This is a genomic window from Streptomyces sp. NPDC033180 (assembly GCF_055577645.1).
This window is the reverse complement of sequence record NZ_JBVIPU010000003.1, coordinates 148553-161226: the sequence shown is the minus strand read 5'-3', so window position 1 is coordinate 161226 and position 12674 is coordinate 148553. Positions and strand designations below refer to the sequence as shown.

Annotated in this window: 12 protein-coding genes and 1 tRNA gene; 7 read left to right on the top strand and 6 right to left on the bottom strand. The window is 70.5% G+C overall.

Annotated elements, in window-relative coordinates; genetic code table 11:
• Positions 1-40: 40 nt before the first annotated feature.
• Positions 41-1537: an aminopeptidase P family protein gene (locus tag ACZ5WE_RS11475; protein ID WP_467685448.1), complete on the bottom strand. Its 1497-nt coding sequence runs from the start codon at positions 1535-1537 to the stop codon at positions 41-43.
• Between the two features lie 118 nt (positions 1538-1655).
• Positions 1656-3089: a PP2C family protein-serine/threonine phosphatase gene (locus ACZ5WE_RS11470; protein ID WP_467685446.1), complete on the bottom strand. Its 1434-nt coding sequence runs from the start codon at positions 3087-3089 to the stop codon at positions 1656-1658.
• 538 nt (positions 3090-3627) lie between these two features.
• Here ACZ5WE_RS11470 and ACZ5WE_RS11465 point away from each other — a divergent pair.
• Entirely contained in the window at positions 3628-4305 is a 678-nt protein-coding gene (locus ACZ5WE_RS11465; protein WP_467685444.1) for a bifunctional DNA primase/polymerase, read from the top strand.
• A gap of 57 nt (positions 4306-4362) precedes the next feature.
• Positions 4363-4977: a hypothetical protein gene (locus tag ACZ5WE_RS11460; RefSeq protein WP_467685442.1), complete on the top strand. Its 615-nt coding sequence runs from the start codon at positions 4363-4365 to the stop codon at positions 4975-4977.
• A 204-nt stretch (positions 4978-5181) separates the two neighbouring features.
• Here the strand turns inward: ACZ5WE_RS11460 and ACZ5WE_RS11455 are convergent, their stop codons facing one another.
• The 3 genes from ACZ5WE_RS11455 to ACZ5WE_RS11445 form a co-directional block, all read right to left on the bottom strand.
• Positions 5182-6147 carry a DUF5926 family protein gene (locus ACZ5WE_RS11455; protein ID WP_467685440.1) on the bottom strand — a complete coding sequence of 322 codons (966 nt, stop codon included), beginning with the start codon at positions 6145-6147 and terminating at the stop codon, positions 5182-5184.
• Positions 6148-6341: 194 nt separating this feature from the next.
• Positions 6342-6959: an ATP-binding protein gene (locus ACZ5WE_RS11450; RefSeq protein WP_467685438.1), complete on the bottom strand. Its 618-nt coding sequence runs from the start codon at positions 6957-6959 to the stop codon at positions 6342-6344.
• Positions 6960-7021: 62 nt separating this feature from the next.
• On the bottom strand, positions 7022-7834 hold the full coding sequence (locus ACZ5WE_RS11445) for a glycerophosphodiester phosphodiesterase (RefSeq protein WP_467685436.1): 813 nt from the start codon (positions 7832-7834) through the stop codon (positions 7022-7024).
• A gap of 184 nt (positions 7835-8018) precedes the next feature.
• Between ACZ5WE_RS11445 and ACZ5WE_RS11440 the strand changes: the two genes are divergently transcribed.
• The 4 genes from ACZ5WE_RS11440 to ACZ5WE_RS11425 all read left to right on the top strand — a co-directional run bounded on the left by ACZ5WE_RS11440 (position 8019) and on the right by ACZ5WE_RS11425 (position 11029).
• Complete coding sequence (locus ACZ5WE_RS11440) at positions 8019-9494, top strand: S1C family serine protease (RefSeq protein ID WP_467685434.1); 1476 nt, start codon at positions 8019-8021, stop codon at positions 9492-9494.
• A gap of 42 nt (positions 9495-9536) precedes the next feature.
• Positions 9537-9621 (top strand) — tRNA-Ser (locus ACZ5WE_RS11435).
• A 248-nt stretch (positions 9622-9869) separates the two neighbouring features.
• Positions 9870-10094, top strand: coding sequence for a hypothetical protein (locus ACZ5WE_RS11430; RefSeq protein ID WP_467685432.1), 225 nt, complete (start codon positions 9870-9872; stop codon positions 10092-10094).
• A 203-nt stretch (positions 10095-10297) separates the two neighbouring features.
• Positions 10298-11029, top strand: coding sequence for a sensor domain-containing protein (locus ACZ5WE_RS11425; RefSeq protein ID WP_467685430.1), 732 nt, complete (start codon positions 10298-10300; stop codon positions 11027-11029).
• 72 nt (positions 11030-11101) lie between these two features.
• Here ACZ5WE_RS11425 and ACZ5WE_RS11420 read toward each other — a convergent pair whose 3' ends face one another.
• Positions 11102-11974, bottom strand: coding sequence for a bifunctional DNA primase/polymerase (locus tag ACZ5WE_RS11420; protein ID WP_467685428.1), 873 nt, complete (start codon positions 11972-11974; stop codon positions 11102-11104).
• A gap of 370 nt (positions 11975-12344) precedes the next feature.
• Here ACZ5WE_RS11420 and ACZ5WE_RS11415 point away from each other — a divergent pair, with 370 nt between their 5' ends.
• Entirely contained in the window at positions 12345-12656 is a 312-nt protein-coding gene (locus tag ACZ5WE_RS11415; RefSeq protein ID WP_160506015.1) for a hypothetical protein, read from the top strand.
• The last annotated feature ends 18 nt before the right edge of the window (positions 12657-12674 follow it).

The following is a 12674-nucleotide window of genomic DNA, read 5'->3' as shown; positions in this document are numbered from 1 at the left end:
GCACCTTCTTAAAGAAGAGGCCCGGTTCCCGAGAAGGCTCTCAGCCCTTGAGCTCAGCCATCCACGCCTCGACGTCACCGGCACGCCGCGGCAGCGCAGCCGACAGGTTCTTGTTGCCGTCGGCCGTCACGAGGATGTCGTCCTCGATCCGCACGCCGATGCCGCGGTACTCCTTCGGCACCGTCAGGTCGTCCGCCTGGAAGTACAGGCCGGGCTCGACGGTCAGGCACATGCCGGGCTCCAGGACACCGTCGGCGTACGTCTCACGGCGCGCGGCCGCGCAGTCGTGGACGTCCATGCCGAGCATGTGGCCGGTGCCGTGCAGGGTCCAGCGACGCTGGAGACCCAGCTCCAGGACTCGCTCGACCGGCCCCTCGACGAGGCCCCACTCCACGAGCTTCTCGGCGAGCACGCGCTGCGCGGCGTCGTGGAAGTCGCGGTACTTGGCACCCGGCCTGACCGCCGCGATGCCGGCCTCCTGGGCCTCGTACACGGCGTCGTAGATCTTCCGCTGCAGCTCGTCGAAGCGGCCGTTGATCGGCAGCGTCCGCGTCACGTCGGCGGTGTAGTACGTGTGCGTCTCCACGCCCGCGTCGAGCAGCAGCAGCTCCCCGGCGCGCACGGCGCCGTCGTTGCGCACCCAGTGCAGCGTCGTGGCGTGCGGGCCCGCGGCGCAGATCGAGCCGTAGCCGATGTCGTTGCCGTCGACACGGGCGCGCAGGAAGAACGTGCCCTCGATGTAGCGCTCGCTGGTCGCCTCGGCCTTGTCCAGGACGCGCACGACGTCCTCGAAGCCGCGGGCGGTCGAGTCGCACGCCTTCTGCAGTTCGCCGACCTCGAACTCGTCCTTGACCAGACGGGCCTCGGAGAGGAAGACGCGCAGTTCCTCGTCGCGCTCGGCGGTGACCTTGTCGGTCAGCGCGGCCTCGATGCCCGCGTCGTAGCCGCGGACGACCCGGACGGAGCCGGTCGCCTCGCGCAGCTGCGCGGGCAGCTCGCGCACGTCGGACGCCGTGATGCCGTACAGCGTCTCGGCCTCGGTGAGGGAGTGCCGACGGCCGACCCACAGCTCGCCCTGGCCGTCGAGCCAGAACTCGCCGTTCTCGCGGTTGGAACGCGGCAGCAGGTAGATGGTGGCCTCGTGGCCGCTCGTGCCGTCCGCGAAGTCCGTCGGTTCCAGGACGAGGACGCCGTCCTCGGTCTGGTTTCCGCTCAGGTACGCGTACTCGACGGAGGCGCGGAAGGCGTACTCCGTGTCGTTCGAGCGGGTCTTGAGATTGCCCGCGGGGATCACGAGGCGCTCGCCCGGGAAGCGCGCGGAGAGCGCGGCACGGCGGGCGGCGGTGTGCGCGGCCTGGGCGATCGGCTGCAGGTCGTGCAGCTCGGTGTCGGCCCAACCGGACTTCATGTTCTCGGCGAGCTCGTCGGAGACTCCCGGGTACAGGCCGTTCTTGCGCTGCTTGATCGGCTCTTCCTCGGACTCGATCTCCAGGTCTTCCGGGGTCTCCCGGGTATCCGGATTGAGCTCCTCCGACACGATTCTGCCTCCTATGTACGACACTGGGCCCCTCCATCGTACGGGCGTACGGAAGGGGGCCCAGAGCCGGAAGGCCCATTACATGCCGTATTGCGGAGGTCACGCGAAAGAGCGGGGGTCACTCGAAACGGGCCGCAAGGAGCACCACGTCCTCGTCGTTGTCGACGGAGTCGAGCCCGTCGGGCAGCACCGTCCGCAGGATGTGGTCGACGAGCGCGTCCGGGTCGTCGCGCACCGACTTCGGCACGCTCGCCGCCGCAGCGTGCAGCCGCGCGAAGGCGCGGTCCATGGCGTCCCCGGTGCGGTGCAGCAGGCCGTCCGTATAGAGAAGCACCGTTTCTCCGGGCTGCGTCTGGAACTCCACGCTCGGCGCCTCCCAGCAGGCGAGCATCCCCAGCGGTGCCGAGAGCGAGGTCTCCACGAACTCCGTGCGCCGCTCCCCGATCACCAGAGGCGGGCTGTGTCCCGCTCCCGCCAGGACGATCTTGCGCAGCGCCGGTTCGCAGTAGGCGAAGAGGGCCGTGGCCGACCGCGCGGGCTCGGTGAGCCGCAGCAGCAGCTCCAGATCGGACAGTACGGCGACGGGGTCCTCGCCCTCCATCACCGCGTACGCCCGCAAGGAGGCCCGCAGGCGCCCCATCGCGGCGACGGCGCTCGGCCCGGACCCGGTGACGGACCCGACGGCGAGGCCGAGCGCGGCATCGGGCAGCGGCAGCGCGTCGAACCAGTCGCCGCCTCCCGGCGCGGAGGTGCGGTGCCGCGCGGCGAGCCGCACCCCGGCGACCCGCGGCAGGCGTGAGGGCAGCAGCTCTTCGCGCAGGGTGGCCTCCGTCGTGCGGGCACGGTCCAGTTCGATCAGCCGCGCCAGGTGCTCGGCGGCCTGGCGTGCGTAGAGACGGACGAGGTGGCGCTGGCGCTCGCCGGGCTCCGCCGGCTCGTCGTACAGCCAGACGGCGGCGCCGATCCGGCCCGCTGTCTCGGTGGACAGGGGCAGGGCATAGCTCGCGGCGTAGCCGAGCCGGGTGGCCACCTCGCGGTGCCGGGGGTCCAGGGTGCTGTCGGCGAGCAGATCGGCGTTGACGATCTCGGTCTCGGCGCCCGGGGGCGTGGGCGGTGCGTCGAGGAGCCGCCCGAAGGCGGTGGCGGCGCGGGGGACCGTCTCGATGTGGCCGAGGTCGGCGCGGGTGAGGCCGAGGCCGACGGTGGTGTCGGGGCCGAGCCCGTCGGCGGGCTCCAGGACGAGCAGGCCGCGGCGCGCGCCGACGAGGGCGGCTCCGGCGCGCAGCAGTTCGTGCAGGGCCTCGTCGAGGACGGCCGTGCGGGCGAGGCGCTCGGTGAGCTCCTGCAGGGTGGTCAGATCGGAGATCCAGCCCGCGAGTCGGTCCTGGATCATGAGGGTCGGTGCGCCCTGGGCCTGTGGGGTGGGCGTGACAGTGTGGTCTTGTGGCGGAACAGTTGAATCGATTCCGGCCACTTTCGGGAGGTGCGGAGCGTTCATGGCTGACGGCTTTCCGGCCGGTGCGTATTGCTCAATAGCATCGCAAACCCCCATGTCATTCTGCGCCGCTAGCAATGTTCTCCACATCTACACGCACTGGTTAGGGGATGTCCAGCATTGTCCAGCTGGGATTCCTGGTGTCCGTGGGAATTCTGTGGCGTATCGCGATCTTGGTAACTTGGCTCAAAAGTGCCCGAGGCGACGGCCTATTGCGATCGACTGGGATTGTTCAACAAGGGGCACTCCCTGGCCCTCAGGCACGGGAGGCGCGTCACAGCGGCCGTGATGGGTACGTACTCGGTGATGACCAGGGGCAGTTGAGATCCGCCCGGAACCTGGCGACGGACCCGGGCGTCTTAACTCACGACGACCGTGCCCCATCCTCCCGTGGGGGAGGCGGCGAAGAAGTACGCGGGACAGCAAACGCCAGGCACCGCCACCCCACGCCACGCTAACGCTCGGCCCTTAGGGGTTCCCCATGCCGCAGGCTGGGGTGTGATGCGCCAGTTCTACGCACAGCGAAGTGATCCACACATGGTGTGATGTGGCCCGCCGTGTTCCTCGGCGTGTAAACGGAAAGGAACGAGCGCTCATGCGCGAGATCCTCGGAAGGCGAAGCAGGCTCCTGTCCAGGCTCATCGGCAGGAAGTCTGACCAGAGTCCTGGTCTGATCGGCGCGGCCCTGACCTTTGCCACGGCATGGAAGTGGTCCGTGGTGCCGGGTGTCGGACTCGACCGGCGAGACGGCACCCGCTGCGCCTGCCCCGACCCCGACTGCACGGTGCCAGGAGCTCACCCCCTCGACCCCGGTCTGCTGACCGCGACGACCGATGAGCGCATGGTGCGCTGGTGGTGGACCAACCGCCCGGACGCGCCCATCGTGCTCGCCACCGGCGCCAGCGCTCCGTGCGCCGTCAGCCTGCCCGCGATCGCGGGAGCGCGCGCCCTGGCCGCGCTCGACGAGATGGGCATCAGGCTGGGCCCGGTCGTGGCGACCCCCGCCCGCCTCTTCCTGCTCGTCGCGCCGTACTCCATGGAGCAGTTGGGCGAACTGCTGTACGCCAAGGACTACGTACCGGGCTCCCTGCGCTTCCACGGGGAGGGCGGATATCTCGCGCTGCCGCCCTCCGGGACGGGACAGGGACCGGTGCGCTGGGAGCGGGCTCCGCTGCCCGGCTCGGCGGCGCCGTGGGTACCCGATGTCGAGGCCGTGGTGGACGCGGTGGTCGACGCGCTCACTCGTACGGGTGTGAGCGCCCCCGAGTTGTAGGGGAAATGGGCGCGCGGCGAGCCGGGCGCCCATCAAACCTCGTTAGTGTCAGGCCTCATGAACCCCCGCCTGATCGCGCTCATGGGCGTCGTGGCCATCACGGTTCTCCTGCCGCTCGCCGGCGCGTCCGCGGGGCCTGTGGGCGACGGTGACGCCGAAGCCAGGCCGCCGGAGCGGCCGGCGGACGCGGCACCGGCGGTGGCGCCGGATTCCGACGCGAAACAGCCCTCCACGGAGAAGCCGACTTCGAAACGGCCCTCTACGGAGGGCGCCTCTTCGGGCAACCGGGCGTCGGACGACCCCTCGCTCCTCACAGCCCTCGGCCTCGACAGCGCCGCACAGTGCGGACCCGAACTCACCTCCCCCAAGGGCATCGAGGCCCAGACGTGCGTCCTGAGCCAGGGGCACGACACCTGGGGGCGCACGTACTACCGCAACACGACCGGCGATGAGCTGAGCGCCGTACTGACCGTTATGGGGCCGGGCGGACGCAGCGTCCAGATGCATTGCGAGGTCGGCGCGGCGGACGAACCGGGGGCGTGCGAGACGCCTCGGGAGCGTACTGCGGGAGATGCCGACGCGTACGCGGCGGTGGCGGAGTTCGCGGACGGGAGTGGCGGGCCGCTGCTCCTGCGCTCCGGGAGTAACTCCGCGCGGCCGAAGGCCAGTTGAGTCAGCAGGTCAGGCCGGGCGGTGGGCCGGGCATGAAAGCGCCCGGTTGCTGGCGACGGGGGATGCACCAGCAACCGGGCTACCTGAACGGTAACAAGAGATCTGCTCTGGGCAAATTCGATCTCGGATATCCGGACAGGGATTTACCTGCGACGACGGGGAGTTGTGACGGGAGTCACCCCTTCCGTCCGACTGACTGGTGGGTCAGCTAAGAGTCACCTGGCGGTTGGTGAGACCGCCGCGTGCCCGGCGCTCCTCCGGTGTGAGCGGGGCATCGCTGCCCAGCACCTTCGCGAGCCGGTCGGCGAACTCAGCGGCGGGCTTCTCGATGTCCTCGGCGCCCATGTTGCTCGGCAGGTCCCACACCGGGACCGTCAGACCGTGCGCACGGAAGGAGCCGACCAGACGGGTGCCATCGCCGAGGCTCGACGTGCCGGCCGCGTGCAGCCGGGCGAGCGCGTCGAGGAGCTGCTCCTCGGGGTGCGGCATGACCCAGCGCAGGTGGTTCTTCTCCGGGGTCTCACACCAGTAAGCGCAGTCGACGCCGGAGAGCCGCACGGTCGGGATGGCGGCGGCGTTCGCCCGCTCCAGGGACGCGGAGACCTCCGTGGACGCGTTCTCCGAGTCCGGAACCCAGAACTCGAAACCAGCGTGCACGATCGGCTCGAATGCGCCGTCGGGGTCGAGGAGATCCTGCAGCCGCGGCCCGTCGGCCGGGGCGCGGCGGGCCTGGACCGGGGAGCCGGGCTCGGCGGTCAGGGCGCGCTGGAGGGTGTCGGCGAGGTCGCGGCTGATGTCGCCGGACGCGGTGTCGTTCTGCAGGCCGAGCAGGACCGAGCCGTCGTCGCGGCGCAGGGCGGGCCAGGCCATCGGCAGGACGGTCGCCAGGGAGACGGAGGGCACGCCGTCGGGCAGCCCGTCCTTGAGGGGCAGTTCGACGGTCGCCGCCGGGACGAGCTCGCGCAGGGCAACCCAGTCGCCCTCGCCGGGCAGGCCTTCGAAGGGGCGCTGCACGAGCTCGGTCACCGCGTGCGCGGCGGCCCGGCCGTGACAGGCCTTGTAACGGCGGCCCGAACCGCAGGGGCAGGGTTCGCGGGCACCGACGACAGGGACCTGCCCGTCCGTCAGCTGCGGCTGCTTGCCCTTGGTCTGAGGGCGCTTCTTGGCCATCTTGGGTGTCTCCCGGATGCGGCTTTACAGCGTGGCTCTTCGTACGTCTTGGGCGTACGGGCGCGAGCCTAGCCGCTCACCCGGAGGGCGTCGGGATTCGGCCTGAGTCGGCGGAACTCGCCAGTCGCCGTTGTCCCCGGCGCCGTTGTCCCCGGCACCGTCGTCCCCGCCGTGGTCGTCTCCGTCGCGGTGTCTCAGTCGCGGTCGTCGAAGGGGTCCGCGTACGCGAGGTCCGGTATCGCGGAGCCCGCGGGGGCCGCGACGCGCGTAGCGAAGTCCTCGTGGCACTGCCCGGCGTGTACGACGACCCACACCGTGACCTCGCCGTGGGTGTCGTCGCGCACACCCCATGTCTCGGCGAGGGCCGTGATGATGTTGAGCCCGCGTCCGCCGTGCGCGGTGACCGAGGGCGTGGCCGGAACGGGGCGGGTCGGGCCACCGCCGTCCGTCACCTCGACCGTCAGCCTGCCTGTCGCGTCCACGCGCCAGGCGGCCCGGACATCACCGTCGCCGACCATTCCCTGGCCCAGCGGCCTGCCGTGCCGGCAGGCATTGCTGAGCAATTCCGAAAGGATCAGTACGGCATCGTCGACGACCGATTCCGGCACCCCGTTCCCGCGCAGTTGATCGCGCATCCGGTGCCTTGCTTCTCCCACGCCCGCCGGGCCATGGGGTACGGCCATACTCGACGACGCGGGCACCTCCCGTGCCACCACCAACGCCACCCCCGAGACCTCCTTCGCCCCACGCCACGGTGTGAATGCCCCAATGGACTGGACCGGAAACCGGCCAACCCTTGTGCGGTGACGCACTCGTAACGATCAAATACGGACCGAACGCGCCGGTGTACACCCCGTAACCGACGGGATGGGGGTTAGCGACGGCCCAACTGGGACAGCACCTGCTTGGGGCGATTGGTGATGATGGCGTCGACGCCGAGTTCGGCGCAGAGCTCGACGTCCTCGGGTTCGTTCACGGTCCACACGTGCACCTGGTGACCCGCGCGTTTGAGTTTGGCGACGTACGCGGGGTGGTTGCGGATGATCCGCATGCCGGGTCCTGCGATCCGAACGCCTTCGGGAAGGCGGCCGTCGCGGTGGCGGGGCGAGACGAACTGCATCAGATAGACCGTCGGCAGGGTCGGTGACGCGGTCCGCACGCGGTGCAGGGAGCGCGCCGAGAAGCTCATGACGCGTACGGGAGAGGGGCCGTCGGCGGGTGGGGAATCCAAACCGAACCGCTTCAGTAGAAGAAGCAGCCTCTCCTCGACCTGGCCCGCCCAGCGGGTGGGGTGCTTGGTCTCGATGGCCAGCTGGACGTCGCGCCCCGAAGCGTTGCTGTCGGCGACCAGCTCGAGGAGCCGCTCCAGGGTGAGGACGGAGGTCTCCGCCCAGTCGGGGCCCTCGTCGGCCTCACCGTGGTTGTTCTTCCAGGAGCCGAAGTCGAGGGTGGCGAGATCGGCGAGTTCCAGGGCCGACACGGCTCCCCGGCCGTTCGACGTCCGGTTCACGCGACGGTCGTGGACACAGACGAGGTGCCCGTCCGCCGTGAGCCGCACATCACATTCGAGAGCGTCGGCACCGTCCTCGACCGCCTTCTTGTACGCGGCCAGCGTGTGCTCGGGGGCGTCTTCGGAGGCTCCGCGGTGGGCGACGACCTGGATCTGTTGCTGTCGTGCGAGGGTCACCGCGTCATGGTGCCATCACGGGGTACTCGAAGGCTTGCCCAAGGTGTCGCACACAAGGCCGGATACACAGGATCGGCTTATGGTGCCCTGACAGCCCATGGGAAAAGCTGACTGCAGACACATGCACAGTTGGGCACAGCCAGGCCGTGACCGAGAACGACAGCGTGGACCGAGGAGAAGAGCTGTGAACACCGAGAACGAGGGCAACGAGGTACCCCCGGCCCCGTCAGCACCCCCTGTGCCGGTGGAATCTCCCGCTGCTTCCACCGACCCGTCAACCCCCTCCGCCGCGCCCGATCCCGCGGCGCCGTCCTCCGCGCCGGCCGCCCAGGAACCGGCGGCGCACGCCGCTCCCGCACACGCCGGAGCCACCGCGGGCACGCCCCAGCACGCCGCTCCGCACGCCTCCGGCGCCGGCGCCGGTGCCGGCGCCTGGCCGCCTCCTCCGGCGCCCGCCGTTCCCTCGTACGCCCAAGGCTCCGGCTCCGGATGGGGCGCGTCATACGCGGCGCAGCACCCGGAGGGGCCCAAGCCCGCGGGTCGCCGCGGGGGCCTCATCGCCGCGGTGCTCGTGGCCGCGCTGGTCGCGGGCGGTGTCGGCGGCGGCATCGGCTTCTGGGCGGCCGACCGGAACGACAACAGCACGGGCTCGACGACCGTGTCCGCGTCGGACACCCCGGCCGACCTCAAGCGCGACCCCGGCACGGTCGCCGACATCGCGAACAAGGCGCTGCCCAGCGTCGTCACCATCGAAGCCCAGGGTGGCAACGGCGAGGGCGGCACGGGCACCGGGTTCGTCTACGACACGCAGGGCCACATCCTCACGAACAACCACGTCGTGGCCTCCGCGGCCGAGGGAGGGAAGCTGGCGGCGACGTTCTCCGACGGCAAGAAGTACGACGCCGAGGTGGTCGGCCGCGCCGAGGGCTATGACGTCGCGGTCCTCAAGCTCAAGAACCCGCCCTCGAACCTGAAGCCGCTCCCCCTCGGCAACTCCGACAAGGTGGCCGTCGGCGACTCGACGATCGCCATCGGTGCGCCCTTCGGCCTCTCGAACACGGTCACCACCGGCATCGTCAGCGCCAAGGACCGCCCGGTGACCTCCAGCGACGGCGCGAGCAGCAAGAGCTCGTACATGAGCGCCCTGCAGACCGACGCCTCCATCAACCCCGGCAACTCCGGCGGCCCCCTGCTCGACGCGCGCGGCGCGGTCATCGGCATCAACTCGGCGATCAAGCCCGCTGAGAGCGGCGGCGGCCTCGGCGGAGGCGGCCAGTCCGGCTCCATCGGCCTGGGCTTCGCGATTCCGGTCAACCAGACCAAGTACGTCGCCCAGCAGCTGATCAAGAACGGCCAGGCGGTCTACCCCGTGATCGGCGCCTCGGTCGCCCTGCAGGAGAAGGCGGGCGGCGCCACGATCTCCCGGGAGGGCGCGAGCGGTTCGCAGGCGGTCACCCCGAACGGCCCGGCGGACAAGGCGGGTCTCAAGCCCGGCGACGTCATCACGAAGCTGGACGACACGGTGATCGACAGCGGTCCGACCCTGATCGGCCAGATCTGGACCCACAAGCCGGGCGACACCGTCGAGATCACGTACAAGCGCGACGGCAAGGAGCACACGGTCGACGTGGTCCTGGGCGAGCGCAAGGGCGAGAGCTGACCCGCTACTCTTGTCCCCGCACCGCCCTGAACGGCGGCGCGGGGTGGGTTGCCCGAGCGGCCTAAGGGAACGGTCTTGAAAACCGTCGTGGCGCGAGTCACCGTGGGTTCAAATCCCACACCCACCGCAGTGATTGAGAGCCTCCGACCAGCGCGATTGGTCGGGGGCTCTCGCGTTTTCAGGTCCGGGAGCCGCCCTCGGCCGCCCGTGGTTCCCCGGCCGTCCGGCAGGCGAGGGGCGCGGCGCCCGACTGGGCCGCGCCATGGATGAACCCGATACTCCACGTGGACGCTGTCCGGCGAGCCTAGGCGGAGGTGCGGGGCGAGTGCGGTGTTGTTCTACAAGATCACTGGATTCGTCTCCAAGGAGAAACTCGTGTTGAAGCGCATCGCATCTGCTCTCGCCGTGGCCACCGTGGCCGGGTTCCTGGCTGCCGGCACCGCCGTCGCCGACGACCCCAGCACCACGCACAGCGAGGGCCGCTACGCGGGCCAGGTCGCCGGCAACATGGGCGGCCCCTACGGGATCACCTACTACGGCCAGGCGGACGGCGGGCACCGGGACGGAACCGCCCTCCACGGCTTCGGCCTCGACGGCTGAGTCCGCGGATCGAAGGGGTGCCTCTCGCTGAGAGGCACCCCTTTCTCGTGGGGGCTGTCTCACTGCTCGGCCGGGGTGGTGCCAGCAACACCTCGGAGAGGGCGGGCCACCGTATGTCCCGGGCCGCTCGGATTCGCGAACGTGGAGGACGTCAGCACGGCACGTCCCCAGCACGTCCCCACCGCGAAGATTCGAGGCCCTTCATGAGCACCAGCGAACTGTCGTACGCAGCCGCTCCCACCGCTTCCTCCTCCGAGCGCCCCGCGGGTGCGCCGGGTGCGCGCTCCGCGGGTTCCCCGGGCTTCTGGCGTGCGCCGTTCGCCGCCTCCACGTACCGGGAGATCGGCTACACGGTGGCGTCGCTGCCCATCGCCATCGTGGGATTCACCTTCGCCGTGACGATGTTCTCGCTCGGCATGGGGCTGTTTGTCACCGTGCTCGGACTGCCGGTCCTCGCGGCCGCGTTGGCCGGGGCGCGGGGGCTCGGTGCCGCCGAGCGCGGGCGGGCTCGGGCGCTGCTGGGACTCGAGGTCACCGGGCCCGCTGCCGTGAAGAGGCCGGGGGAAGCGGGTGCCTGGGCGAGTATGCGGGCACGCCTCTCGGACGGTGCCGGCTGGAAGGCGCTGCTCTTCCACGTCGTGATGTTCCCGTCGCGGGTCGCGTCCTTCGTCCTCAGCGTGACGTTCCTGATCACCGGCTGGGTGGTCGTGCTCCTTCCGGCGTACTCCTGGGTGTTCCCGCGCTACCTCGACTGGCCCGGTTACCGGGTGTTCGACTACACCTCCGGCGGGGAGCGCCACGAGTTCTACCTGGAGTCGCCGGTGCAGATCGCGGGGGCGTCTCTGGTCGGCCTCGCCATCGTCTTCCTCACCCCGAAGCTGGTCCGCGCCCTGACGAACATCGACCGTGCGGCCATCCGTTCGATGCTCGGGTAGCCCGTCACGGTTAGCGGTAAGGGGCGTCCGCCCTAGGCGGACGCCCCTTACCGCGCGCTCTTCGGCTTTCCGTCACGCGTGCCCCGTCAGCCGCGCCGCCGAGGCGATGGTCGAGCGGGCCTCGTGTTCCGTGAGGCCGAGCCGGAGCGCGGCAGCGGCGAGTTCATCGGCCAGGGATTCGCCGATGCCGTTCTCGTAGGCGCGGCAGGCGGCCCAGAACAGACGGGTGTTGCGCTGGCCCTCGTGCGCGGCGAGCACGAACTGCACCAGGCCCTGACCTCGTTGGGCCGGAACGGGCATCTGCGGGAGCGTCGGGTGGTGGGCGCGGGGCGGGGGCGTGAGCAGGTGCAGGAGAGCGGGCGGGCAGCTCGCCGGTGGGAGATGGGCGGTGCCGGCCACGGCGCTGTAGACGCCGTGCTCGGTGCGCGAGCCGGGGCCGACGAGGTAGCCGCCGGCGCCCCTGATGTCGATGCCGGGGGCCAGGCGTCCCGCGGAGTTGGGGACGACGACGTCGGGCGGTCCCGCGAGCCAGATGTGGCGGCCACCGCTCGGGGTCGCCACGACGACCGTGGCCGGGATGGTGAAGAGGTGGCGCAGCGCCAGTTCCCGAAGGGCCGCCGGAGCGTCCGTACCGGACTTGGTGTCGAGGTCGACGCCGATCAGTTGGTGCGGCGGCAGCCCGCACGCGATGCCGTAGCCGGTGGCCCAGGGGGCGGCGGCGAAGAGCTCGCGGATGCGCCACGGATCGGTCGACGCGTCGTACACGCCGTGTCCGGGACGGCCGCAGTCGCCGTGGCAGGGGGTCGGTTCTGGCTGCTCGTGATGGGGGGAGCGGAGCGCCGGCAGCTTGGTGCGGGAGAGCGGGATGACGGCGAGGCCGCGCTCGGCGGCGGACAGGGCGTGGGCGAGTACGAGTGCGGAGGCATGGCGGTCGATGGTGGCCATGCCTCCATGTTCGTACAAGCGTTCGAAGAAGGGAAGGGGGGTGGGTGCGGCGCGCGGGCGAAACGCGGGTGCGCCCGCCGATCTTCATGAAGTGGCGGAACGCTTCAGCGCGTGCGGCGCCTGGGTTTGAGGCGGTTCACAGGGGCTGAACTGGGGCTCAAGGGGGACGAGGCATGTTTATCGACTTGTACTCACGCTTGCGGGGGAATCGGGGCTTCCGGGGTGGTTCGCCGGGGATTCGGTGGGCAACTCTGGACTCGCGACGTCGTGCAGAACCCACAAGGCGGTCGGCCAACCACCTTGTAACAAGCGGAACTTCAGGTACGCCCGGCACATCGCCGATGCGTATCCCCGTAACGGAGGAATTGACATGGCAAGCATCCGTACCGCCCGCGTCATCGCTGCAGCCGCGGCCCTGCCCCTGGCTGCCGCACTCTTCTCGGGTGTCGCGACGGCTGACAACGGCGCCTTCGCGAACGACGGATCGAACGCGGGCGTGGCGACTGTCAACGGCAGTGGCGTCGGCGGCAACAACAGCGGCAACTCGTCCACGTCGCAGCAGCAGGCCGTCGGCTCGGGCGCCTCGAACCAGAACAACACCGCCCAGGTGAACGGCTCGGCGTTCACGGCGATCGACCAGTCGAACGAGAACATCGCCGTCAACTTCACCCACCTCTGGTGAGGTGACGGCCCTCCGGGA